Origin of the sequence: Algibacter lectus, from assembly GCF_900112395.1 — a bacterium.
GTDB lineage: Bacteria > Bacteroidota > Bacteroidia > Flavobacteriales > Flavobacteriaceae > Algibacter > Algibacter lectus.
Genome location: NZ_FOLN01000003.1, coordinates 536,175 through 561,734 on the forward strand (window position 1 = coordinate 536,175; position 25,560 = coordinate 561,734).

Here is a 25,560-nt window from a genome sequence, read left to right on the forward strand (position 1 = left end):
ATATTAGTTTAAGCTAAATTCATATAAATTACCGTCGCTTCCATGTGCTTTTTCGTCGGTAATGTATAGCGTGTTATTGTCTTTAAAGCAAATACTCTCTTTTTGAGATACGCGGCCGTCAAGCGGAATTTCTTTGGAAGTTCCGTTAAAAAAATCGTCGCCTTTAAAGTCTGTAAATACCCATACAGATTTTGGGCTTAACAACACGATAGACTTTCCGTCGTTACTAATATCTGCTGATGTAATCCAGCAATCCATATCGCTGCAAGTATTAAATGTGCCTAAAAGTTCAGCAACATGTTTGCCTTTTTTTGCAGAAACTTTATAAAGCGATGTTTTTCCAAAATCGTTTTTTACGCGGCTTTTAGTAAAGAGGTAAAAGTTGTTGTTATGATAGAAAAAAGCTTCGCAATCAAAATATAAATTTTTGTTTTTAGGAGGAAATTTTTCTTGGTTGGGATAAGAGAATGAAATACGATCGATATCAACCTTTCCTTTATCATTCAGCGCTGTTTTTTTGACTTTTAGAATTGCTAAGTTTTTACGTTTACTATCGTTATTTCCAAAATCACCAATGTAAAGATTGCCTTCTTCATCAGAGGTTAAATCTTCCCAGTCATGGTTTTTTGCATCTATTTTTATTTCTTCTTTAATATTGCCTTTGGCTGAAACCCCGTAAAGTTTTGGTGAATTTCCGCCGTCGTTAAGCATCCAGATATAGTCTGAGTTTACTGTGGTTTCTGCTCCAGAAACTTCATCTAAAGATTTTGATAACTCCCCTAGAAATTTAATATTCTTGTTTTGGCAACCTGCACTAAAGATTAATAATGATATTATAAGTTTGTTCATCTGAGCTTTAAAATTTAAATGGTAAATTTACTGAGTTTTTTAAACTTATGAAGGAATACAATGTTATAATTATTGGCGGAGGCGCTGCGGGTTTTTTTAGTGCTATTAATATTGCGGAACAAAATCCGGATTTAAAAGTGGCTGTTTTAGAGCGCGGTAGCGAAGTGTTAACCAAGGTTAAGGTCTCTGGTGGTGGACGCTGTAATGTGACGCATGCTGAGTTTATGCCCCAGGAATTAGTGAAAAACTATCCGCGTGGCGAAAAAGAATTACGAGGTCCTTTTCATCAATTTATGACAGGAGACACCATAGAGTGGTTTGAAAACAGAGGTGTGCCTCTTAAAATTGAAGATGATGGACGTATGTTTCCTGAAAGCAATTCTTCGCAAACCATTATCGATTGTTTTTTAGGTGAAGCTGAAAAGCAGGGTGTAGAGGTTTTAAAGAATCACGCTGTAAAATCAATAAAGCATTTAGAAGCTCATTATAAAATAGAAACAACACAAGGTGATTTTTCAGCTGAAAAAATTGTGATTGCAACAGGAAGTAATCCTAAAATTTGGAAACTTTTAGAAAGTCTAGGTCATACGGTTGCACAGCCTGTGCCGTCGCTGTTTACGTTTAATATTAAGGACGACCGTATTATCGATATTCCTGGTGTTGTCGCTTTAAACGTTGAGGTAACCGTTGTAGATACTAATTTGTGGAGTGAAGGTCCGTTGCTTATTACGCATTGGGGTATGAGTGCGCCTGCAATTTTAAAGTTGTCGGCCTTTGGAGCTATAGAATTAGCTAAAAGAGATTATAAGTTTGCTATTGAAGTTAATTTTATTCGTCAGGATTTTGATACTTGCATGGATGCTTTAAAAACCTTAAAACTCGATTTAGCCAAGAAAACCGTATTTAAATCTACACAGTTCGATTTACCAAAACGCCTTTGGCATAAATTAGTTTTAGCATCTCAAATGACTGAAGATACGCGTTGGGCAGATTTAAATAAAATACAATTAGAAGCTTTGGCTGGCCAGCTTACTGCCGCTATATTTCATGTAGATGGAAAAAGTACGTTTAAAGAGGAATTTGTAACGGCAGGTGGTGTAAACTTAAAAGAAGTGAACTTTAAAACTTTTGAAAGTAAGAAACACGAAAACCTTTATTTTGCTGGGGAAGTTTTAAATATTGATGCTGTAACTGGTGGTTTTAATTTTCAGAATGCTTGGACAAGTGGTTTTATTGTGTCTAAGGCGATAACTGGTTTGGGTTAGAAATAACGCATTGTTTTGCGAGCGTGTATAGTTTTCGGAAAGGATGATGTGATTTCTCCTATGGTCGAAATGAGGCGGATAAATTGAGTTAGCTTGGTAGATTTTGAAAACTTATTTCTTGAACTTACTCAAAATACCTTTCCAGCGTAGATTTCGAATAAACTCACCTTCTTCAACGGAAACTAAAGGTGTAATGTCTTCTTTTTTAGCTTTAAAATAGCCTGACATATAATCTTTAAATAAAGCGAAACTTCCTTTTTTGTAAGCAAGTTTTACTGCGGAAATTAAAGTAATTGTAAAACCATAACGCATTTTGTACATGGCTTCGCCTTGGAGATATTTGGAAGCTTTGTTATAGCTAATTCCTGTAGGTTTTAGATGTTTTACATGCAGAGATTCATCAGTTACAAGTTCCCAACCATAATATTTAGCAAGTAACTCATCAACGGTATCCCAACCCATAGATGGTTTTAGTTTCCCTATTTGTAAGAAACAAGATTTTCGATAAGCTTTTAAAGCGCCGCGAATATGGTCTTTATTGGTTAAGTTTTCTAAAACCCAATCGTTATTTTTTTCTATGTAACAAAATCCAGCTGCCATACCAAGTTTGGTGTTCGCTTTAAAATGCGTAGAAATTTGTTCTAAATAGTTCTCAGGAAAAATTAAATCGGCATCAAATTTACAAATGATATCGTAATGTTCATCTAAAACTTCAAAACCTTTATAAAAAGCATTTATAATTTTAGAGCCTGGTAAATGTGCTTCGGAAGATTGATTGTTTACTAAAGTAATAAACGGATATTTTTCCGCGTAAGCGCTAACAATATTTCCTGTATTATCAGTTGAGTTATCATTAACAATCACTACGCGTTTTGGTAACAGAGTTTGAGTTACTAAAGATTCTAAAGTGAGCCCGATAGAGCTTTCTTCGTTGTGCGCAGGGATTATTATATGGATGTTCAACCGTTTAAAATTTAAGATTCAAAGTTAAACTTATTTATTTCGATTTAGAATGGAATAGCCTAAATTCTTTCAGCATAAACAATATAGTAACGCGGTGTAAATCGTCTTAAAATAGGGCGGATTCCTATTTTTTTAGGTGGGTTTGTCCATTTTTTACGATCTATAATTTTCCAACCGGCTTTCTCCAAAAGCCAATCGAATTGCCAATCTTCAAACTCGTGGTAATGACGGTCGAGCATATCTGTTTTACTTCTGTATGCTGAAGAAAACCACAATTTTAATGGTACGCTCGCTACTAGTTTATCACCTTTAATAGCTTTTAAAGCCGTGTAAGGAGAAAGTAAATGTTCGAAAATTTCGAAAGCAGTTACAACGCTAGCTTCTGTGTTTGTAATGGTTGAGGTGTCTTCATCTAAATCTTCTCCTTTGGTGTTTTCTACTGAAAAACCATGCTCTTCCATTATTTTAGTAAACGGGTTTACAACGCCTAAATCTAAAATAGTTTCGGAGTTTGAAACATGTTTTTTTAAGAACTCTATAGTATGTTTAAAACGTTTATTAGGAAAACTGTTTTCGTACATTTTTAATGTTTATAAACAATAGCATTAATATTCATGCCAGCACCAACACTAGCAAAAAGAATGATATCACCTTTATTAATTTCTTGATTTTCCAATTGGCCTTTTAAGATAATATCGAATAATGTAGGTACAGTAGCCACACTAGAATTCCCTAATTTAGCTATAGACATTGGCATAACACCTTCTGGCATCTCTAAATTATAGAGTTTGTAGAAGCGTTTTACAATTGCCTCGTCCATTTTCTCGTTGGCCTGGTGTATAAGTATTTTTTTTACATCTTTTATGTCTATACCAGCTTCATTTAAACACGATTTCATGGCTAGTGGCACGTTTGTTAATGCAAATTCGTAAATTTTACGACCATACATTTTTATATAGCGACGATCTTCTTTTATTTCAGGGTTATTGGTTTCTCCAAAATAAATGTAATGTGCTTCGTCTAAAGAATATGTAGCAGATTTATGATTGATAATACCACCTTCTTCTGTGGTAGCTTCAATAACAACAGCTCCAGCTCCATCACCGTAAATCATAGAGTCACGATCGTGCGGATCTAGAATTCTAGATAAAGTTTCTGCGCCAATAACTAAACATTTTTTAGCAATACCAGCTGTAATAAAAGCATGAGCTTGTATAACACCTTGTATCCAGCCTGGGCAACCAAAAAGTAAATCGTAGGCAACACAGTTTGGGCTTTTTATGCGTAATAAATGTTTAACACGAGAGGCCATACTTGGTACGGTATCACTCTGGATACTATCATGACGGACATCGCCGTAATTATGAGCGACGATAATATAGTCTAGATCTTCTCGATTAATTTTAGCGCTTTCAATGGCTTTTTCGGCCGCGAAAGAAGCTAGGTCTGATGTGTTTAAGTGACTTTTTGCATAACGACGTTCGTCTATACCTGTAATGGCTTTAAATTTCCTAACGATAACTTCGTTTGGAGCGTTTATAACGGTGCCATCACTATTTAAAAATTCGTTACTGTGAAAATTTTCGTTTTTTTCAACATTATCAGGAATATAGCTTCCTGTTCCGGTGATTTTAATATTCATATGTTACTAATTCTTAATTGAAAAGGACTGCAATAAGAAGTCCTCTTTACATCTCCATTTCTTTAGAAAAATACGCAGTAGTTTTAAGGCTTGCGTATTTTTTTTAGTTATATAAAGCCAAAAAATGTTATTCAATTTTGAGTTAATTCAATAACGAAAAAGACATAAAATTGCCGATATGGTTTATATATCGGCAATATAAAATCTTATTAAAAAAGATATAATTTATTTTCTATTATTTTACGATGTTCAAAGGGTGTTTACGCCTCCATATAAGCCTCTATAGGTGTACAAGAACATATTAAATTACGGTCACCGTAAGCATCATCTACACGACGAACGCTTGGCCAGAATTTGTTTTCTCTTACGTAATCTAGCGGAAATGCTGCTGTTTCGCGCGAGTAAGGAAAAATCCATTCGTCTGCCGTAATCATATCTAATGTGTGTGGTGCATTTTTTAAAACGTTGTTATTATCGTCTTTAGATACACTGTCTATTTCCTTTTTTATTGAGATCATAGCGTCACAAAAACGATCAATTTCAGCTTTACTTTCACTTTCTGTAGGTTCAATCATTAATGTTCCTGCAACTGGAAAAGAAACTGTTGGAGCATGGAAACCATAATCCATTAAACGTTTCGCGATGTCACTAACCTCAATACCGTTTGCTTTAAATGGACGACAATCTACAATCATTTCGTGAGCTGCACGTCCACGTTCTCCAGAATATAATGTGTCGAAATTACCTTGTAAACGTTGTTTGATATAGTTAGCGTTTAAAATGGCTATTCTAGTCGATTCTGTTAAACCTTCTGCACCTAACATTTTAATATAACCGTAAGAAATTAAGCAAGCTAAAGCAGAACCAAAAGGCGCTGCAGAAATAGCAGTAATGGCATTTTTTCCGCCTGTTTTTACAACAGGATTTCCTGGTAAAAATGGTACAAGTTGTTTGGCAACACAAATTGGACCAACACCTGGGCCACCACCTCCATGAGGGATAGCAAATGTTTTGTGTAAGTTTAAGTGACAAACATCGGCACCAATATTACCTGGGTTTGTTAAACCTACTTGTGCGTTCATGTTTGCACCATCCATATAAACTTGTCCGCCGTTATCGTGAATAAGTTGTGTAATTTCTTTAATAGCCGACTCGTAAACACCATGTGTAGATGGGTAAGTAACCATTAAGCAAGATAAATTATCCTTATGTAATTCCGCTTTTTCGCGTAAATCGTCTACATCAATATTTCCTTCTGCTGTAGATTTTGTTACAACCACTTTCATGCCAGCCATAACAGCACTTGCAGGGTTTGTTCCGTGTGCAGAAGATGGTATTAAACAAATATTTCTGTGATGATCGTTACGAGATTCGTGATATGCTTTAATTACCATTAAACCAGCAAATTCACCTTGGGCACCAGAATTTGGTTGTAGTGATGTTGCTGCAAAGCCAGTAATTTCGGTAAGTTGATCTTCTAGTTCTTTAATTACTGTTAAATAACCTTTGGCTTGTTTAGCAGGAACAAATGGGTGAATGTTTGCCCATTTAAAAATACTTAACGGTAGCATTTCCGCGGCAGCGTTAAGTTTCATGGTACAAGAACCTAAAGAAATCATAGAGTGATTTAATGATAAATCTTTACGTTCTAGTAATTTTATATAACGCATTAATTCGGTTTCTGAATGATGTGTATTGAAAATATCACTAGTTAGAAATTCCGATTGACGCTGAATTTTTTCTTCAATATTATTTGAAGATTCAATAGAAGAAATTTTAATTGTTTTTTTATTTGCAGCCTTAGCAAATACAGAAATTAAATAGTTTATATCTCTAATTGAAGTGGTTTCGTTTATAGAAATAGTAACGGTTTTGCTATCTGGGTAGTATAAGTTCACCTTTTTCTCGGTGGCTACTTTCTTTATTTTTTTTGCTTTCGTTTTTATTTGAAGTGTATCGAAATAAGAAGAGTTAACTTGTTTGTATCCTAATTTTTCTAACGCTCCAGCCAACATAGCGGTTTTGTTATGTACTTTATTAGCAATATGCGTTAAGCCTTTTGAACCATGATAAACGGCATACATACTTGCCATAACGGCTAAAAGTACTTGTGCTGTACATATGTTTGATGTTGCTTTATCTCGCTTAATATGTTGCTCGCGTGTTTGCAAAGCCATACGTAAAGCGCGGTTGCCATTAGCATCTTTAGTAACACCAATAATACGACCTGGAAGATCACGTTTGTAAGCTTCTTTAGTCGCAAAGTAAGCGGCGTGAGGACCTCCGTAACCCATTGGGATTCCGAAACGTTGTGTAGTTCCAAGAACAACATCTGCACCAAATTTACCTGGAGCTTCTAGTTTTACTAAGCTTAAAATATCGGCAGCAACGGCTACTTTTATTCTGTTATCATTCGCTTTTGAAATAAAAGATTTGATATCTGTAATTTGACCATCTTTTCCTGGGTATTGTAAAATAGCACCAAAAAAGGCGTCGGAAAAATCAAAATCTTCTTCTGCACCAACAACAAGTTCAATGCCAATTGGGTTCGATCTTGTTTGTAGTAAAGACAGTGTTTGTGGTAATATGTTTTCTGAAACAAAAAACTTATTTACTCCTGCTTTTTTCTGATCACGTTCTCTAACGGCAAATAGTAAGCTCATGGCTTCAGCAGCAGCTGTACTTTCATCAAGCAGCGATGCGTTTGCAATTTCCATTCCTGTTAAATCAATAACCATGGTTTGGTAATTTAAAAGCGCTTCTAATCTACCTTGAGCAATTTCTGCTTGGTAAGGTGTGTAAGCCGTGTACCAACCTGGGTTTTCTAATATGTTACGCTGGATTACTGCAGGTAAGATATTAGGATGATAACCTAAACCAATATAAGTTTTATAGGCTTTGTTTTTTTTGGATAACTCATGAATGTGAAGTAAATACTCATGTTCTGTCATTGGTTCGTCCAAATCCAAACCTTTTTTTAAACGAATATCATCTGGAATGGTTTCGTAAATAAGCTGATCTAAAGAATCGGCACCAATGGTTGTTAACATTTTATTTTGGTCATCTGCTCTAGGACCAATATGACGCAAAGCGAAAGCGTTTGTATTCATTACAGTTACAATTTGTTATAGATTTCGCAAAAATAAATAATAATTGATGTTTATTATGGAAGAAAGGAGAAAGTTTTTAACCATTTACATGTGTTATCAACAGTTTGTTTATTTTTACGGCATGAGGCTCTTAAAGCAATTTTTTAATTTCTATTTGAATAGCAGTATTCACGTGGCTTTGTCTGTGTATGCGCTTACTTATGTTACACTTTTAGAGTTCGGTTTTTCTTATGAAAAAAATGTGCTTTGCTTTGTGTTTTATGCGTCAATTACTGGATATAATTTTGTTAAGTATTTTGGAGTGGCCAAATTTCATCATCGAGGCCTCGCAAGTTGGTTAAAAGCTATTCAGATTTTTTCGTTTTTTGCCTTTATTTTAATGTGCTATTATGGATTACAACTTAGCTTTTTTACTTTGTTGGGTATTGCAGGGTTTGGGGTGGTCACTTTTTTATATGCGATTCCGTTTTTGCCAAAACGTTTTTTTTTAGATCAGCAGAATAATTTACGTAGTATTGGCGGGCTTAAAATTTACTTAATTGGCCTAGTTTGGATGGGTGTAACGGTGTGTCTTCCTATAATAGAAAATAAATATACAGTAGATACCGACGTGATTATAACAGCTATACAGCGCTACCTTTATGTATTGGTGCTTATGCTGCCTTTTGAAATTAGAGATTTACAATACGATAGTTTAAAACTATCTACCGTACCTCAAAAAATAGGTATTAAAGGAACTAAGTTAATGGGTATGGTTCTGTTAGTAGTGTTTTTTTTATTAGAGTTTTTTAAAGATGAAACGCATCAAATAAAAATAATGGTATTACTAATATTATCGATACTTACAGCAGTATTTTTATTGTGGTCTAGCAAAAAACAAAGTATTTATTATGCTTCGTTTTGGGTAGAAGCTTTACCTGTTTTTTGGCTAGTACTTATGTTGTTTTTCGACTAATGTAACTGTTCTTTTAAAGCTTTTTCTAAATCTTTTTTCATGTCTTCCTTACATTTTGGGTCTAAGCATTCTAGCTCAGCAGCTTCAATACGTTTAGTTAACTTAGCGTTGTTTTTAGAATAGCCTCTGCATGCTTTGCAGTATATTAAATGCAGATTCAGCTTTATCTTTTCTAATAAAGATGCTTCTTTATATTGCGATTTGTCGCAAACGTGGTTTGCTTCGTCGCAGGGCATGAATATGTTTATTTTTTTACTCATAATTAAAACCAATTTTCTTTTAAGCAATCGGCCATAGCAGTTCGTGCTCGGTGGATAATTACCCATAGGTTAGACGCAGTGATATTAAGTTCATTACAAATCACCTCAGTTTCATAATTTAATACTGTTTTCATTTTAAAAACATTGGCTTGTTTCTTTGGTAATTTGCCTAAGCAATTATGTATAGCGTCGCCTAATTCACTGTTTTGCATACTGTCTTCGGCTGTTTTATCGAACGGGTCGGCAACACGTTCTTCGAGCCAGTCGCCTTCAGATTCTGCATCGTTATATTGAATTCTAACTTCTGCTTTTCCTTTATTTGAGTTTATTTTTCGGTAATGATCAATGATTTTTCGTTTTAAAATGGAAATCAGCCAAGTGCGTTCACTTGCTTCTCCTTTAAAGTTTTTCATTGATTTTAACCCTGCCAAAAATGTGTCTTGCACCAAATCTTGAGCGATTTCTCTATCGCTTACGCGGGTTACTGTGTAGTTAAACAAGTAATCTGCGTATAAATCGATCCACTTATCGGGATGTATTTCGTGTTTGGGCATAGTGTACAATTTTCACCAAAAATAAGGTAAAAAAATGAATTTATTATTTGGTGCAACTAATAATGTAATAACCAAAGCTTTTAAAGTGTAATCCAGAAAGTAAGGCGTAAAAAGATCCTTTTAGGTTATGTAGGCTTTCTCGTTTTAATGTTTTTGATGCGAATAGTTTTTTTAAGATGAAACCTGTGATAGCAAAAGGAACGTGTAATACAGAAGGCGCAACTTTAAATGATGTGTTTTCTATTTTAATGTCTTTAAAACCTTGCTCTGTTAGCTTGTTAACCATGTTTTCGATGGTTTCTAACTTTTCTAAACTCCAATGATCACAAAGGCTTTTGTAAGCAAGCTTGCTGGTATGTTGTAATGTTGAAGCTTGTTTTTTTAAGAAAGCATCGGCAATGACCAATCTTCCATTTGGTTTTAAAACGCGATAAGCTTCTTTAATAGATTTATCACTATGTCCAGAATGGCAAAAGCTTTCTATGGCTAAGGCCGCATTGAATGTGTTTGAAGGAAATGATGTGTTGTTATAATTTTCTTTTAAAATGTTTCCTCTATAATTTTTAAGAAGCATGTTTCCTTGTTGCATTTGAAATTCTGATAAGGTAACTCCAAAAGCAGATAAGTTTTTTTTATTTTTTAAAGCATAACGCATGGTGCCTCCCATACCGCAGCCCATATCTATTAATGAAGCTTTTTTATTAGTTAAGTTCAATCTTTTTATTACTTGATTATTCATTTCGTTTAACATAGAATCTCTCTTGAAGGGATTTGTTTTAAAAGGAATAAAATACCCAAAGTGCATGTTGAAATCTTTGCTCCAAAATTCGTAGTCTTCGGTAGCTTCGTTATAGAAATCAATCATCTCTATACGGTTCGTTTCAGGGCTTTTTTCTAAATTAATGGTTGCGGTAGTCATAGGTTTTGTTATTGAAGTTGAACTTTAGTGTTTGCTTTTAAAGACTGTCTAGATTTGCTTCTTCCTCTAAAAAAGAAATATAAATTTAAGAACAGCATCACGCCTAGATAGATAGAAAAGGCGCCTATTTTTTTACTTAATATTTCAATGATTGATTGGTAAGTAGGGCCTTCTTGTGCTTGATAAGTTATTTTTAGAATTAACATAGCCCAACCTATATTGATAAGATAAAAACCTATTTCGAATAATTTGTTTGTTGCTAATGCGATGTCTTCTTTGCCTTTAAAAATGTCAATCATAAAGAGTTTTCCATTTTTGAATAGCATTTTGGAAACGTAGATTGTTAAGGCGATAACAATTGGTAAATAGATTAAGTAAGCGATAATAATTTTAGAATTTTCCATGATGTATTGATTTTGATTTTACAAGAAAGGTGAGCCAAAAAACATTGTTGTAGTGTAAAATGGCTAACCCGAGAATAATGATGCCTAAGCGGTAGCTTAGCGAGTTAATAATTTGAATTATTGAATTTAATTGTTCCCAATATGCAATTGAGAAAATGGCATAACCAAGGTTAGTGAGATAGTAGCCAATAAGTAAAATGTTGTTTATGTTTTTTACCAGTTGGGTGTTTTGTTGAAATAAATGAATGAGGTATATTTCTCCGTGCGTGTAGAACAACCAACCAATTTTTATCATGATAAAAAAGATGATGGGGAGGTAAATGCTATATGTAAGAAGATTATAATTCATTTTCTGAACATTTTAAACTTTCAGAAATTACTGAAAGTATTATTTAAATTTTTTTTATTTGATGAGTTTCAATAATGATTTAGTGATCCAAGTTTGTTCTTGGTTTACAATTTTATTCATCATCGCATCAGCAGTTTCAGCTAAATCATGCAAAGCTTTGGTTTGTTTAATAAGTTCTCTTGTTTTTTCAGTACCATCATCTTTTATCGAGGATACGTCTTTTAAAACTTTAATAACAGGTTTTATTTCACGACGGCTACGTTCTTTTGCAATATGTCTGGCAAGTTCTTGTACATCTTTTTCAGTAGAAAAATACTCCTTACGTTCTCCTGGAATAAGCTCTTTTGTAACAATACCCCAATCCATAAGTTGACGCAAATTCATGCTTGTGTTACCACGGGAGATTTTGAGTTCCGCCATAATTTCTTCCATGGATAAGGGTTTAGTAGAAATAAAAAGCAAAGATTGTATTTGCGCCATAGCTTTGTTTATGCCCCAAAGTGTGCCTAAACTTCCCCATGTGCTAATAAACTTATCTTTTGCTTCTTGGTATTCCATACCGCAAATATATATAATATTTCTGAACTTTCAATAATTATTGAAAGTTTATTTTTGCTGATCAAAATTATTTAACCGTATCCTTCGTCTTTTTCTTTAAGAAACCACCAAGTACATTTTTTACAGCATTTGTAGTGTTATTGCTAGGTGTGGTTTGAGTAGAATCTGTTTTAGTTGTTTTATTGCCAATAATACCTCCTAAAACATCTTTAACAGCATTAGTTTGTTCTGTTTTAGTAGAGTCTGTTTTTGTTTTATTACCATTAATAATACCACCAATTAGGTCTGTAACTTTGTCTTTTCCTTTATTAAGAAGTTTTTGTTTTTCAATTTCAACAAGTTGTTTTGTTAGGTTGGTAACACCACTTGTTAAATCGGTTTTTACAGTCGGACTCGTGTAAGACCCGCCAATATTTGCAGTAACCGGAATGGTAATGTTGTTAGCCTCTTCGCTATCAATTTTACTAATAAGCGATGTAATATCCGAGCCGAGGTATTTTGCTGGCACATTAAAAATAGCGTTGTAATTTAATGTTTGATCAAAACCATGAGCACCAGAAACGGTAATGGCAATATCTTTATATTTTAAATCGAAAGGTTTTACGCTTACTTGCCCATTGGCAAATTCTAACTTGGTTTTTAGATCTTTTAAATCGAGTTTGGTAAAGTCTATAAAGCTTAACGAGTTTTCAAGTTTACTTAAAAGGCCGCTTTCGTTTTCAGATAGGTTTGTTGTTAATAATTCTGCTAGTGCATTACCCGAAACGGTGCTTAAATTTGGAGCAAAATCTTTATCTAAACTTCCTGATAAATTAATAGTTGTGTTTAGTTTTCCTTGTAAAATTTTGGCAATAGGAGCCAGGTTTTGAAGTAGTTCTAAACCCTTAAAAGATTTTGAAATATCGAAATCGTTAGCGCCTAAGTTAAAATTAAATGTAGGTGTTTCTGTTTTAGTTGAAACGTCTCCTGAGATTGAAAGCGCTCCATCAAAAATACTTGATGATACGTTGCTTAACGTTGCAGCTTCATCTTTAATTAATAATTTCCCTTTAACATCGGTTAACGTTAAATTATCATAAATTACGGTTTTAGCATTGGCGTTTATAGTGCAATCTAAAAAAGCAGGGATTTTTAAGGCTTCCGATTCTGTTGGAGTTTGTGTTTTTGTTTCGGTTGAAGCTGTTTCGCTTTCCGACATAAAATCACTCATTTTAAAAAGGTTCGAATTTAAATCGAAATTACCTTTTAGTGTCGTGTCACTAAGTACAAAACCTAGTAAGTTGTTTATAGTTCCGCTAGCATTTAAATCACTTTCACCTGTTTTTGCTTTAAAATGATTTAGTGAAACGGTTTGAGGATTAAAGGTTAAATCTGCTTCTGAAATTTCTAGAGGGTTTGCCATATCTTCAGAAGTATATACAAAATTACTAAGGCTAGCAATTCCGTTACTTTTAATGCGTTCAAAGGCATTAGTTTCAATCGCATTCATATCAAAAGCCGTGCTTAATTTTGCTTTTAAAATACCTGTAAGCGGACTTGATAATTCAACAGGGTATGCTTTTGTGATATTAGCTAAGTTTAAAACACCGTCTAAATTGGCACTTACAAGCATGTTTTTAGTTATGTTTTTTATGCTGGCAGACGATTTAAAAACATCGTCGTCTATTTTAAAGTTCAAGGTTTTTATATCAACAAAAGTGTCGTCTAAAAAACCTGTTGTGTTTTTTATAGAAGTGTTAATTACAATGTTTGTTACGCTTTTTGGTAAATCGGGATATTTAAAAGACGCATTGTTCGAGGCGATATTAATATCTAATTTAGGAATGGTTTTATCAGAATTAATACCTTTTACAATACCATTAATAGTAAAGTCTCCACTAGTTTGTACGCCATCTAAACTGCCTGAATACGTTTCTGGAATTAAGGCTAAGAAATTTTTGAAATCAGATTCTGGGTTTTTAAATGTTAAATCGATATTCTGACCTTCATCTAATAACTGAACAAAACCATCAAATTCTATTGGTAATTTATTGATGTAGCCTTTATTTTCTTTAAAAGTGTATTTGCTATTTGTTAAGTCTAAATCTATTAAAGCATCAAGTTTTATGGCATTATGGTTTAGGTAATTTGTGCCGTCCATGGTGAAGCTAACATTGGCTTCTGTTTCAGTATCGAGTTCCGATGTTTCTCCCGAAAAAGTTCCGCTTCCGGTATGGTTTAGCTCTGAGATTTGCATCATCATTTTAGAACTTTCATCTATATAATTAAAACCACTATTTTTTATGCTGTATTCGTCTATGCTGAAAGCAAAACTGCTGCCAGTTGTGTCTGTTGTTGTTTCAGTTTCGCTAGCTTTGGCAATATCGTAATTGGTTTGTCCTTCTGCATTGGTTTTTAAAGTAATCATTGCTTCATCTACAAAAATGCTATTCACAACAATAGGCTCTTCACCTGTTGTTTTAAATAATTCGGGTATAGACACGGTAAACGCAATAGATTTTGCTGCTACCAAGGTGTCGCCTTTAAAAGGTTCGAAATTGGTGATAACAAAATCGTTTATACCAACGTGGGCCTCAGGAAAGCTACGGATAAAGCTTAGGCTTACATCGCTAAATTCTACTTGAGCATTTACGTTATCATTTATAAATTGTTTTACAATGCCTTGAATTTTTCCTTGGAAAACAAAAGGAATCGTGATTAATAATATAAGTACGGTAAGTATGGTAAAACCGGTGATTTTTAAAACTTTCTTCATAATGAGCTGTTTGTAAAAATATTTACGTAAAAAACGTGTTAGGGGATGAAATTAAGGGCGGATTTAAGTTAATTTTAACGCAATTCTAAAGTAAATCTATTTCTTGGTTTATTTTTAAATTGAATCGTTTTCTAAACAAAAATACGCCTAAATATAAAAAAGGAGTATCTAAAAATGCAATAATCACTTTAAAAAGAAAACCACTTAGTAATAAACCTAAAAAGCGATCCCAGGCAATAATTTCGAAAATGCAAAGCAATCCAACTACGGTAAAGGTGTCAATAAATTGAGATAAGAAGGTTGAAAAGTTATTCCGAAGCCATAAATGTTTGCCTTTTGTAAGTCGTTTCCAGAAATGATAAATTTGAATATCTATAAATTGAGCAAATAAATAAGCCATCATGCTTGCAAATACAGCTAAAACGGTATTGCCAAATACGGTGTTAAACATGTCGTTTTTTACTGGAGACCATGGTGTTGCGGGAACAATGCTAGAAACATAAACAATTAAAAGTGAGAAAAACGAAGCGAAAATTCCGGCTGTTACAATTTGGTTGGCGCGCTTTTTCCCATAAATTTCACTTATTAAATCGGTGATTAAGAAAGTAATAGGGTAGGGTAGTATGCCAACAGAAACTTCGAAAAGTTTAGATCCAAAAATTTCAACATCAAAAGGATGCCAGTAAAAAAATTTCTGAAAAATAAGATTAGAAACTACTAAAGAGGTAATAAATAAGGCTCCCAAAAGCATGTAAATTCGTTGGGCAGCGAGTTTGTCTTTTAAAGTCATATAAAGTTGTGAATAAATACCTCGTGTAAATATACAATGAAACCATTTAGTTTTCATTATTTTGCCGATACTTATGACGAAACCAAGAACATTTCATATTGCATTAGGAAGTAATAAAGGCGATAAATTTAAAAATTTGCAAAACGCCGTCGATGCTATTTATCAACAGATAGGTAGTGTTAAGTTGATTTCTAAAGTGTATAAATCGCCAGCTTTTGGTTTTGAAAGTGAAGATTTTTTAAATTGTTGTTTGGTTTTAGAGAGTGATTTAGAGCCACAACATGTTCTAGATCTGTTGTTAACTATTGAAACAGATTTAGGAAGAACACGAAAATTAAAAGATGCTTACGAAGCTCGAATAATAGATTTAGATATTGTTTTATTTGAAGATGAAATAATAAACACTGAAACGTTGCAGGTACCACACCCAGAAATGCAAAAACGAAAGTTTGTTTTATTGCCGCTTAACGATGTTGCTGCAAAAGTGAAACATGCTAAACTTGGAAAAACAGTAGCTGAGTTATTGGCAGCTTGTAAAGATGATTCGGTTTTGGAGCCCATAAATATTTGGTTAAAAAACCCAACTAAATCGCTCGATTTTTCTAAATACAATTACATCGCTATTGAAGGAAATATCGGTGCAGGTAAAACCAGTTTGGCTAATAAAATAGCGCAGGATTTTAACGCGAGACTGCTTATGGAGCGTTTTGCAGATAATCCGTTTTTACCTAAGTTTTATAACGATGCGCAGCGTTATGCTTTTACTTTAGAGATGTCTTTTCTAGCTGATAGATATCAACAAATCTCAGAAGATTTGGCGCAACTCGATCTATTTAAGCAATTTGTAGTGAGCGATTACGATGTTTTTAAATCGCTTATTTTTTCTAAAATCACCTTAAATAACGACGAGTATGGCTTGTACCGGAAGTTGTTTTATTTAATGTATAAAGATATCCCAAAGCCGGAACTGTACATTTATTTATATCAAAATACTGAGCGTTTACAGCAAAATATTAAAAAACGCGGACGCGATTACGAACAAAATATAGCAGACGATTATCTTGAAAAAATTAACTCGGGTTATTTAGAGTTCTTAAAAAGCCAGAAAAATTTTAATGTAAAAATTATCGATATTTCTAATCGAGATTTTGTTGCAAATAGAAGTGATTACCTTTGGGTTTTAGGTGAAATTTGTGAGTAGAGTATTTAGAATTTTTTCAAATTAAAACATCTCAAGCAACTTCGTTACAATACGTCCTTTGTGTTGCTCTAAATTATATTCTCCGAGTATAGTTTCTGTTTTAATCTTTAAATTAAAAGGTGCTTCTAATAAGTTAACGCCACTATTCTGTTTCAGCCTGATACCTTGTCCAGAAATAATATCTTTATTGGGTTTAAAGTCGCCTAGAGGTAAGTGTTCTGTGAGTATAATGTATTTGTAATTCGTTAATTTTTCTACTACATTTTTTATTTCTGCATTAGATAAATGCTGTAATACTTGGCGAACAATAATACAGTCGCTCATTGGAAGTTCATCTTTAGCAATATCTAGACAATGGAATTCTAAATTGTTAGCTTGATGTATTTGTTTATTTCTTTCAATAAGGTTTTCTACAATATCTATAGCAATATATTTTTTGGTGAATTGCGTAAGTTGTTTGCCAATATTGAAATCACCACAACCTAAATCGCAGACTGTTAAATTTTTGTTGTGCGATTCTAAAAAAGCAGTTAAAACATCTAAATACGGATTTACTATATCAGGGTTGTGAGAGCCAGATCCAGAATAGAAATCGAATTCACTGCCGCCCCAAAGGTTCAATTCGTAAATCTGATTCATGGCATCTTTAGTTGGCCATGGTTTTTTAGCTTTTTTTGTCACCTCTTTAAAGTTTTTCAGGTTTCATTGTAACAAAAATGCAAACTAAATTTTTGTAACCCTTAATAAATCAGGTTTTCAAAAACTTAGTTTGCACTATGCGTTTAATTTAAAAAAAGAAGTTTTTATTTTTCTTCCTTGTTATGTGTTTCTAGCCAAGCTTCTCCGTCTTTATCAACAAAGAAATCCATCCAAACATAATACATTTCATTATCCGCTTCTACACTCACCGAGTGGCTCGAACCTCTCGGAATGTGTAATAAAGAGTATTCAGGAAAATCAACCTGAGCTTCATCGGCATAAACAACACTGTTATTATCCGTAAGACCTAAAAATAATTGCTCTAGCATGCCGTGTACGTGCGCACCAACTTTGTCCGGGCCAATAGTTCTAACTGTCCCCATAGCCACTCTTGGTATGTACTTGTTAGGTAATATAGTTCTACTTGTTGTTTGCGGACTTTTAATAGGTTCCGTATACGATTCGCAATCGGTAAACTGTTTAAAGTAAATAGTGTCTACGTTTTCTTTCGGGAACGTTTTAATATCTACAATATCTAATTCCGTTTGTAAAACCGATATTTTAAGATAATGTAGTGTTTCGTTCTCATTAGCTTTAAATTCAATATCATCAACATTGTTCGGTAACATAATAGTTTCCGGTACAATCTCGTAAGTTTTACCACCAGAAGTTAATGTTGCATTACCAGTTATAAATAAATAAATGGTTTTGTGCGTGTCATTAATATCTACCTTTTGGGTAATATCGCTATTAATGGTAATGTGTTCGGTAGTGACACCGTCAATCTCATCGGTTAAAATGTTTTTACTTTGTTCTTGCTGGTCTTTTTGCATGTCCATATCAAGATGCTTGATAGGGATTTCTTGCGCGTAAACTGCAGCGGCAGCGAAAAGAAGCGCTGCTAAAATGGATAATTTTAAATTAATTTTCATTGTTAGTTAAATTGGTTTACCAATTTACTAAATATATCCCAAACAACAACACCACAACTCACAGAAATGTTTAAAGAATGTTTTGTGCCGTACTGCGGAATCTCAATAACCACATCACTAGCGCTAACCACATTTTGTGCTACACCCTTAACTTCGTTACCAAAAACAAGTGCGTATTTCGTATTCTCCTCTGGAGTAAAATTGTTAAGCATGGTTGCATTTTTAGCTTGCTCAATGGAACAGATTTTTACTTTATCGGCTTTAAGTTTTTCAACCAAATCCATGGTGTTTTCAACGTGTTCCCAAGCTACGGTGTCCGTGCTTCCAAGTGCCGTTTTATGTATGTCTTTATGTGGTGGCGTTGCGGTAATACCACAGAGGTAAATTTTCTCAACTAAAAAGGCATCACTGGTTCTAAACACCGAACCAATATTATTTAAGCTTCTAATATTATCTAGAACAATAATAATAGGTGTTTTTTTAGCCTCTTTAAAAGCATCAACACTCAGTCTGTCTAGTTCGTTGTTTTTTAATTTACGCATGGTACATTGTATGTTTTTTATTTCCGCGAAAGCGAAAACCTATCTAAATTTTAACGTGTTTATTTCTTTTGGCGTTCCCCAAGGGTCGGGCTTGCACTACTCGCTTTTTTGTGTTGCATAGGTGCAACCACACAAAAAGAGCTCAAACAGGCCGTTTAATCCCTAACGCGCCATTGTTGTGTGCTTACTCCGTTCTAATATTCGGTTTAATAAATAACAATCGTGAATTTGTGAACAAATAGCAATAACTTCTATGGTTTCAACTTCAAAAAAAATAGAATAATAGTTACTTTAGCAAACTTACTAAAACAGAAAACCATTGGCAACAAAAAGTAAAAAAGTAACACCGTTAATGAAACAGTACAACGCCATCAAGGCTAAATATCCAGATGCTTTGTTGCTGTTTAGAGTGGGCGATTTTTACGAAACCTTTGGCTCCGATGCTGTAAAAACAGCAGGAATTTTAGGTATTATTTTAACCAAGCGTGGTGCAGGTAGCGAAAGCGAGATTGAATTGGCTGGTTTTCCGCACCATTCATTAAATACTTATTTACCTAAACTGGTAAAGGCCGGCGAGCGTGTTGCTATTTGCGACCAACTAGAAGACCCAAAGCAAACCAAAAACATTGTAAAGCGTGGTGTAACCGAGTTGGTAACACCTGGTGTGGCTTTAAACGATGAGGTTTTAGTGTCTAAATCGAACAATTTTTTATGTTCGGTTTATTTTGATAAAAAATATATAGGAATTTCGTTTTTAGATATTTCTACCGGTGAGTTTTTAACATCGCAAGGTAATGCGGAGTATATCGATAAATTACTTCAAAATTTTAACCCAAGTGAAGTTTTAGTTTCTAAACAAAAGCGCGCTAAGTTTAATGAAACCTTTGGAGAAGATTTTCATACCTTTTATTTAGAAGATTGGGTATACCAAACCGATTACGCCTACGAAACCTTAATAAAACACTTTGATACTAAAACATTAAAAGGTTTTGGTATAGAAGATTTGTACGAAGGGATTATTGCTTCGGGTTCTATTTTGCATTATTTAGGAGAAACGCAGCACCATAAACTACAGCATATTACATCTATTTCGCGTATTGCGGAAGATGATTATGTGTGGATGGATCGTTTTACCATTCGTAATCTAGAACTTTATAATTCTACAAATAATAATGCCGTAACCCTTTTAAATGTTATAGATAAAACTATTTCGCCAATGGGTGGTAGGCTTTTAAAACGTTGGTTGGCTTTGCCTTTAAAAAACGTGGCAAAAATAAAACAGCGCCATGAGGTGGTTAAGTTTTTAAAAACAGAAGATATTACGTTGCAAACCATTCAAAACCACATAAAGAGTATTGGAGATTTGGAGCGCTTAATTTCTAAAGTGGCTACAACTAAAGTGAATCCGCGAGAGGTTATTCAACTTAAAAATTCATTAGAAGCTATTGTGCCAATAAAAACGTTGGCTACCAATTGCGATAACGAATCGTTGAAAATTATTGGAGATACGTTGCAGAGTTGCGAAGTGCTTCGTGCTAAAATTATAGAAACTCTAAATGAAGAGGCTCCTGTAAATGTTTTAAAAGGAAATAGTATTGCCGAAGGTTTTTCTAAAGAATTAGATGAGTTACGAGCGCTTTCTACTTCTGGAAAAGATTACTTAAACGGTATGTTGGCCCGCGAAAGTGAACGTACCGGTATTACATCGCTTAAAATAGCATCAAACAATGTGTTTGGTTACTATATAGAGGTGCGAAATACGCATAAAGATAAAGTGCCAGAAGAATGGATTAGAAAACAAACTTTGGTAAATGCCGAACGTTATATTACTGAGGAGTTAAAAGAGTACGAAGCCAAAATTTTAGGTGCCGAAGATAAAATACAAGCCATTGAGCAAAAACTATTTGCTGAATTGGTGAGTTGGATGAATCAATATATAAAGGCTGTTCAACAAAACGCTTATTTAATAGGGCAAATAGATTGTTTATGCGGTTTTGCACAGTTAGCAAAAGATAATAGTTACATCTATCCTTTAATAGATGAGTCTCACGATTTAGAAATTAAGGAAGGTCGTCACCCTGTAATTGAGAAACAATTGCCTATTGGTGAAGCTTATATTGCCAACGATGTGTTTTTAGATAGAACCACACAACAACTTATCATGATTACTGGGCCTAACATGTCTGGTAAGTCGGCTATTTTACGTCAAACAGCACTTATTGTGCTCTTGGCTCAAATGGGAAGTTTTGTGCCTGCAAAAGAAGCTAGAATAGGTTTGGTAGATAAAATATTTACTAGAGTAGGTGCTAGTGATAATATTTCGATGGGCGAATCTACTTTTATGGTAGAGATGAACGAAACGGCGTCTATTCTAAATAACATATCTGAACGTAGTTTGGTGCTTTTAGATGAAATTGGACGTGGTACAAGTACATACGATGGTATTTCTATTGCTTGGGCTATTAGTGAATACTTGCACGAGCATCCGGCAAAACCTAAAACGTTATTTGCAACACATTACCATGAGTTGAATGAAATGACAGAAACTTTTGGACGCATTAAAAACTTTAATGTTTCTGTAAAAGAATTAAAAGACAATGTACTTTTCTTGAGAAAGCTAGTTGAAGGCGGAAGTGCACATAGTTTTGGTATACATGTGGCAAAAATGGCGGGTATGCCTCAGCAAGTTTTACACCGTGCGAATAAAATTTTAGAGAAATTAGAGAAGTCGCATTCTAGTGAAGAACTCACAAATAAAGTAAAATCGATGCAAGACGATATGCAGCTCAGTTTTTTTAATTTAGACGACCCATTACTGGAAAATATAAAAGACGAAATATTAGATATTGATATTGATACACTTACACCGGTAGAAGCGCTTATGAAACTGAATGAAATTAAGCGAATGCTGGTGAAGAAAAAGCAGGTTTAAAAAGTTTTTTAATTTTTTTTTGAAAAAGGCTTTGGTAATCCAATAAAAGTCTTAAATTTGCAACCGCAATAGTAATATTGCTCGTTCATTAAAAGACTGCGAAAGTAGCTCAGGGGTAGAGCATCACCTTGCCAAGGTGGGGGTCGCGGGTTCAAATCCCGTCTTTCGCTCTGAGAATTTTTGCCTTAAAATATTCCAATGCTGAAGTGGTGGAATTGGTAGACACGTTGGACTTAAAATCCAATGTCCATTAGGACGTACGGGTTCAAGTCCCGTCTTCAGTACAAAAGCCTTATCTTTTATTAGATAAGGCTTTTTTTATGCGCCATATTTAAAATAACATGTTTTTTAAACGTATTGTAAAAGAGGTTGTGTAAGCGGGTTTTACTTCCGATAGTAAGGCCATTGTCGCGCTACAGAATATAGGTAGCGCAGTTAGGCTCTAAATATGTGTGTTTAGGTTTTAAAAGTTGTTTAATAAGAAGTGTGAATCGCTAATTAGACACCTAATCGTTTCATAACGGTATCCTTATAGGTTTCTCCAACAGGAATACGCATGTCTGCCACCAAAATTTTAGATTTTTGAATAGCTTTTATGTGTTCTATACTCACAACGTAAGATTTATGAACTCTTATAAATTTTGAAGGAGGAAGTTTGTCTAATATGTCCTTAAAACTAGATAAGGTTAATATAGGTTTTTGAGTATCTGAGGTGTAAATTTTAATATAATCTTTTAAGCCTTGTAAATAAATAATCGTGTCTATGTTTATTTTAATGTTTTCATATTCCGATTTAACGAAAATAAAATTATTAACCGCAACAGGTGCTGCTGTTTCTGTTACTTGCGGACTTACAACTACTTTATTCTCCAGCTCATACTTTTCTTTTGCACGAGAAATGGCTTTTAAAAATCTATGAAACGGAATAGGTTTTACTAAATAATCTGTAGCATTTAAGTTAAAACCATCTAGTGCGTATTCTGGATATGCCGTTGTAAATATAAATTGTGGCATATTGTCAATTGTTTTTACAAGATCGATACCGGTTAAGTTTGGCATTTCAATATCTAAAAACACTAAATCTACTTGGTGTTTGTTTAAAAGAATAATGGCTTCTAGTGGGTTTGTGCACTTTGCGACAATTTCTATACCGCCAACTTGCTGCACATAAGATTCTACTACATCAATAGCTAGAGGTTCGTCGTCTATAATTACACATTTCATCTTAAATAGTTTTACTAGAGTTTTAACGTCAAATTTACAACAAACTCATTATCGATTTCTTTAATAGTTAACCAATGACTGTCTGGGTATAGTAAACTCAAGCGGTCTTTTGTGTTTTGTAATCCAATTCCAGAACTAGTTTTATCGTTCTTTCTACTGCCTATCAAGTTAATACATGTAAATTGAAGTTCATCATCTTTAACATAAATTTCAATTTTAATTTTAGTGTGTCCTTTAAAATCGGTGCCATATTTAAAGGCGTTTTCGATAAAAGAAATAAGTAAAAGTGGTCTTATTTTTTGGCTGTTAATTCCGCCATGAATGTTTATGGTAACATGTTCGTTGTTGGCAATACGTAAACGCTGAAGTTTTAAATAATTTTGAACATAGTCGAGTTCGTTACTTAGTAATACAAAATCTTGATTGGTTTGGTACAACATATATCTCAACAATTCAGAAAGTGTGATAACGGCTTCTGGTGCGTCGTTAGATTTTTTTGTAGTGAGCGAATAGATGCTGTTTAAAGAGTTAAATAGAAAGTGAGGGCTAATTTGATTTTTCAGAAAATGTAATTCTGATGACGATTTTTGCGCCTCTATTTGTTTTGTCGCTATTTCATTGCTGCTCCATTCGGTATACATCCTTATTATAGTGCCAATCGCTAATATTAAAAAGCTGTTAATAGCAATCATGGCGCCTTTTAGTCCCCAGAAAAAATGTCTGGACCTGGCACCTCTATAAGGCATAGGGCCTCTGTTGAAAACATTATAATTTTTATTAAACTCATAGTTTAGTTCTCTAAACAAGAAGGTGAAAAAAGCAATAAAAACAATAGCACAAAAAATATATAGACCTGTTTTTTTATGAAGTAATAACCTTGGGACTAATATTAAATAGTTGAGGTAGAATAAAATAATATTTATTACAAAAAGAGAGCTATTGCTGAAGTTTATTAAATCTTCTCCCGGTCTGGACTGAATTAAATGCATAAAAACAAAAATGGTCCATATAGAGATATGAAGCATAATTTGTTTCCGGCTCTTTACGCCAAAAAAAGAAGATTGTATTGTTGTTTCCATTTAATTGTTACAGTTAAGTGCTATGTTTAACTGGTTTAAGTTTTCTAGCGTTATCTGTGGATTTTCTTTATTATATAGTTTTTTACTAACCAATTGAGCCACACTATTTGCATCTTGCTCTGTGCAAAACGTTTTGTTTAATTGAACGGCCGGAATGTATTCTTGTTTAATGAGTAATTTGGAATTATAATTTATTTGATATCCAAAACCATTTTCAACTTTAAAAACTTCAGTCTTATAAGGGTTAGATGTTTCAAATATATCGGAATTAGCCATATACAATCCACTAGTTAGCACCAAAGCTACCACTAAAACTAATATTATTTTTCTTCTAAACATTATTTATATTTTTTTTAAACAAGAAAAACCAAAGTAATTGCTATAAAATAATGAGCAAGTTACTTTGGAATTTAACTAATGGATGATATAAAATTTGCTATTAATCTTCATCATCATAATCATCCTGAGGGAACACTTCGAATGTATCATCTAAGTACAAAGTACCTGTTTTTCCTAAGCTTACAAAAGCACGGCTTCCTGTAGAAAAGGCAACAGCGTCTTGTCTTGCAGTAGCTTCTAGGTTTGTAATTTCTTCCCAATCGTCATTAATTGGGTCGTACTCCCAAATAGAGGTCATGGCGCCACCGTAATAACCAGTAGCAATATATCCTAATCCACCCATGCTAAAACCTACAGCGTTAGAGCGTACTACATTGTAATCATCGTCATCGTCTAAATCGGTTAAGCTAGACCAAACTTCAGTTGTAGGATCGAAAACCCAGAAATCAGTTTTGTAAGCACCATTGCTAACTCCTGTACCTAAGTAAACTTTATCATCTATAGTAAAGGTTGTTGCATCTCTTCTTTTATCTCCGCCAAAACCTACAAGTTCGCTCCATGTATCGGTTCCTGGAGTGTATTTCCAAAAATCTTTTAAATCGTTATCGCCATCATAACCTGTACCAACATAGCCATTACCGTTAACGCCAAAACTTACAGCAGCACGTCTAACACCACCACCAAAGTCTGCTATTTGCGACCATGAGTTAGAGGCAACATCATATTTATAAAAATCACTTAATTCATCTAAACCATCATAACCAACACCAATGTAACCATCGCCGTCAATTTCCATTCCAGAAGCAGAACTACGTGTGCTACCAGGAAAACTTGCTTTTTGAGACCAATAGTTTCCTTCAATATTATATTGCCAAAAATCGTTTAAGTAATCGTCTCCATCATATCCAGTACCCATGTAGCCTAAATTGTCTATCACAAAACTAGCTGCATTACTTCTTGGAACACCATCAAAAATTGAGCGTTCTATCCAGTTCCCTCGTTCTTCGTCATCATCATCGCTACTGCAACTTACAAATAGACCTATAAAAACACCTAAACCTAAAAGGACTTTTAATTTATTTTTCATAATTCGTTATCTCTTCTTTTTGTTAATCTTTTCAGCAAAACTATCTGTTACTAGCGCCATATAAAAACATAATTGATATTCTCGGGATTAGTCTATACCAACACGGCTATTTTCTAGACCAACGGGCTTCTACCGTGTTGGTCGGTTAAATC

Annotated in this window: 24 protein-coding genes and 2 tRNA genes; 6 read left to right on the top strand and 20 right to left on the bottom strand. The window is 33.9% G+C overall.

The genetic code is table 11. The features are described 5' to 3' along the window. Window positions 1–3 precede the first annotated feature (3 nt). A complete protein-coding gene (locus tag BM246_RS08075; protein ID WP_074937022.1) occupies window positions 4–849 on the bottom strand; it encodes a hypothetical protein in 846 nt (281 codons plus the stop codon). A 47-nt stretch (window positions 850–896) separates the two neighbouring features. Between BM246_RS08075 and BM246_RS08080 the strand changes: the two genes are divergently transcribed. Beyond that, a complete protein-coding gene (locus BM246_RS08080; RefSeq protein WP_074937026.1) occupies window positions 897–2,114 on the top strand; it encodes a BaiN/RdsA family NAD(P)/FAD-dependent oxidoreductase in 1,218 nt (405 codons plus the stop codon). Window positions 2,115–2,225: 111 nt separating this feature from the next. Here BM246_RS08080 and BM246_RS08085 read toward each other — a convergent pair whose 3' ends face one another. The 4 genes from BM246_RS08085 to gcvP all read right to left on the bottom strand — a co-directional run bounded on the left by BM246_RS08085 (window position 2,226) and on the right by gcvP (window position 7,829). Next, window positions 2,226–3,077, bottom strand: coding sequence for a glycosyltransferase family 2 protein (locus BM246_RS08085; protein ID WP_074937028.1), 852 nt, complete (start codon window positions 3,075–3,077; stop codon window positions 2,226–2,228). A gap of 59 nt (window positions 3,078–3,136) precedes the next feature. Beyond that, a complete protein-coding gene (locus tag BM246_RS08090; RefSeq protein ID WP_074937030.1) occupies window positions 3,137–3,658 on the bottom strand; it encodes a methyltransferase in 522 nt (173 codons plus the stop codon). A gap of 2 nt (window positions 3,659–3,660) precedes the next feature. Then, window positions 3,661–4,719: a 3-oxoacyl-ACP synthase III family protein gene (locus BM246_RS08095; protein WP_074937032.1), complete on the bottom strand. Its 1,059-nt coding sequence runs from the start codon at window positions 4,717–4,719 to the stop codon at window positions 3,661–3,663. 260 nt (window positions 4,720–4,979) lie between these two features. After that, a complete protein-coding gene (gene gcvP / locus BM246_RS08100) occupies window positions 4,980–7,829 on the bottom strand; it encodes an aminomethyl-transferring glycine dehydrogenase (RefSeq protein ID WP_074937035.1) in 2,850 nt (949 codons plus the stop codon). 55 nt (window positions 7,830–7,884) lie between these two features. Between gcvP and BM246_RS08105 the strand changes: the two genes are divergently transcribed. Next, on the top strand, window positions 7,885–8,784 hold the full coding sequence (locus tag BM246_RS08105) for a UbiA prenyltransferase family protein (protein WP_231961832.1): 900 nt from the start codon (window positions 7,885–7,887) through the stop codon (window positions 8,782–8,784). On the opposite strand, the gene BM246_RS08110 is transcribed toward BM246_RS08105, so the two are convergent. The 8 genes from BM246_RS08110 to BM246_RS08145 form a co-directional block, all read right to left on the bottom strand. Beyond that, window positions 8,781–9,044, bottom strand: a complete 264-nt coding sequence (locus BM246_RS08110; RefSeq protein WP_042496631.1) for a hypothetical protein — start codon at window positions 9,042–9,044, stop codon at window positions 8,781–8,783. The genes BM246_RS08105 and BM246_RS08110 overlap by 4 nt on opposite strands. 2 nt (window positions 9,045–9,046) lie before the next feature. Continuing rightward, on the bottom strand, window positions 9,047–9,598 hold the full coding sequence (locus tag BM246_RS08115; protein WP_042496633.1) for a sigma-70 family RNA polymerase sigma factor: 552 nt from the start codon (window positions 9,596–9,598) through the stop codon (window positions 9,047–9,049). Window positions 9,599–9,641: 43 nt separating this feature from the next. Next, complete coding sequence (locus BM246_RS08120) at window positions 9,642–10,517, bottom strand: methyltransferase domain-containing protein (protein ID WP_074937037.1); 876 nt, start codon at window positions 10,515–10,517, stop codon at window positions 9,642–9,644. An 8-nt stretch (window positions 10,518–10,525) separates the two neighbouring features. Beyond that, window positions 10,526–10,921: a hypothetical protein gene (locus BM246_RS08125; protein ID WP_042496642.1), complete on the bottom strand. Its 396-nt coding sequence runs from the start codon at window positions 10,919–10,921 to the stop codon at window positions 10,526–10,528. After that, window positions 10,908–11,270 (bottom strand): hypothetical protein, encoded by a 363-nt coding sequence (locus tag BM246_RS19955; RefSeq protein WP_160491506.1) that lies wholly within the window; start codon window positions 11,268–11,270, stop codon window positions 10,908–10,910. The genes BM246_RS08125 and BM246_RS19955 overlap by 14 nt, the downstream gene beginning before the upstream one ends. Window positions 11,271–11,324: 54 nt before the next feature. Beyond that, the gene (locus BM246_RS08135; protein ID WP_042502621.1) at window positions 11,325–11,828 is read right to left on the bottom strand and encodes a GbsR/MarR family transcriptional regulator; all 504 of its coding nucleotides are present in this window, start codon (window positions 11,826–11,828) and stop codon (window positions 11,325–11,327) included. A gap of 67 nt (window positions 11,829–11,895) precedes the next feature. Then, window positions 11,896–14,583 carry an AsmA-like C-terminal region-containing protein gene (locus BM246_RS08140; RefSeq protein ID WP_074937042.1) on the bottom strand — a complete coding sequence of 896 codons (2,688 nt, stop codon included), beginning with the start codon at window positions 14,581–14,583 and terminating at the stop codon, window positions 11,896–11,898. Window positions 14,584–14,668: 85 nt separating this feature from the next. Beyond that, window positions 14,669–15,373, bottom strand: coding sequence for a queuosine precursor transporter (locus BM246_RS08145; RefSeq protein WP_042496653.1), 705 nt, complete (start codon window positions 15,371–15,373; stop codon window positions 14,669–14,671). Window positions 15,374–15,446: 73 nt separating this feature from the next. Here BM246_RS08145 and folK point away from each other — a divergent pair, with 73 nt between their 5' ends. Then, complete coding sequence (gene folK / locus BM246_RS08150; RefSeq protein WP_042496655.1) at window positions 15,447–16,574, top strand: 2-amino-4-hydroxy-6-hydroxymethyldihydropteridine diphosphokinase; 1,128 nt, start codon at window positions 15,447–15,449, stop codon at window positions 16,572–16,574. A gap of 21 nt (window positions 16,575–16,595) precedes the next feature. Here the strand turns inward: folK and BM246_RS08155 are convergent, their stop codons facing one another. From BM246_RS08155 to BM246_RS08165, 3 genes are all read right to left on the bottom strand, one after another. Further along, window positions 16,596–17,255: a class I SAM-dependent methyltransferase gene (locus BM246_RS08155; protein WP_231961833.1), complete on the bottom strand. Its 660-nt coding sequence runs from the start codon at window positions 17,253–17,255 to the stop codon at window positions 16,596–16,598. Between the two features lie 122 nt (window positions 17,256–17,377). After that, the gene (locus BM246_RS08160) at window positions 17,378–18,205 is read right to left on the bottom strand and encodes a cupin domain-containing protein (protein WP_042502629.1); all 828 of its coding nucleotides are present in this window, start codon (window positions 18,203–18,205) and stop codon (window positions 17,378–17,380) included. A gap of 2 nt (window positions 18,206–18,207) precedes the next feature. Beyond that, entirely contained in the window at window positions 18,208–18,747 is a 540-nt protein-coding gene (locus BM246_RS08165) for an RNA methyltransferase (RefSeq protein WP_074937043.1), read from the bottom strand. Window positions 18,748–19,066: 319 nt separating this feature from the next. Between BM246_RS08165 and mutS the strand changes: the two genes are divergently transcribed. From mutS to BM246_RS08180, 3 genes are all read left to right on the top strand, one after another. Next, a complete protein-coding gene (gene mutS, locus BM246_RS08170) occupies window positions 19,067–21,679 on the top strand; it encodes a DNA mismatch repair protein MutS (RefSeq protein WP_074937045.1) in 2,613 nt (870 codons plus the stop codon). 98 nt (window positions 21,680–21,777) lie between these two features. After that, window positions 21,778–21,849: transfer RNA gene (locus BM246_RS08175), tRNA-Gly, on the top strand. Between the two features lie 30 nt (window positions 21,850–21,879). Beyond that, window positions 21,880–21,963 (top strand) — tRNA-Leu (locus tag BM246_RS08180). 214 nt (window positions 21,964–22,177) lie between these two features. Here BM246_RS08180 and BM246_RS08185 read toward each other — a convergent pair. From BM246_RS08185 to BM246_RS08200, 4 genes are all read right to left on the bottom strand, one after another. Continuing rightward, window positions 22,178–22,903, bottom strand: coding sequence for a LytR/AlgR family response regulator transcription factor (locus BM246_RS08185; protein WP_074937047.1), 726 nt, complete (start codon window positions 22,901–22,903; stop codon window positions 22,178–22,180). Between the two features lie 14 nt (window positions 22,904–22,917). Beyond that, window positions 22,918–23,982, bottom strand: a complete 1,065-nt coding sequence (locus BM246_RS08190) for a sensor histidine kinase (RefSeq protein WP_074937049.1) — start codon at window positions 23,980–23,982, stop codon at window positions 22,918–22,920. Then, complete coding sequence (locus BM246_RS08195; protein WP_052415201.1) at window positions 23,983–24,321, bottom strand: DUF4907 domain-containing protein; 339 nt, start codon at window positions 24,319–24,321, stop codon at window positions 23,983–23,985. 100 nt (window positions 24,322–24,421) lie between these two features. Then, on the bottom strand, window positions 24,422–25,408 hold the full coding sequence (locus BM246_RS08200; protein WP_074937051.1) for a Kelch repeat-containing protein: 987 nt from the start codon (window positions 25,406–25,408) through the stop codon (window positions 24,422–24,424). Between the last annotated feature and the right edge of the window lie 152 nt (window positions 25,409–25,560).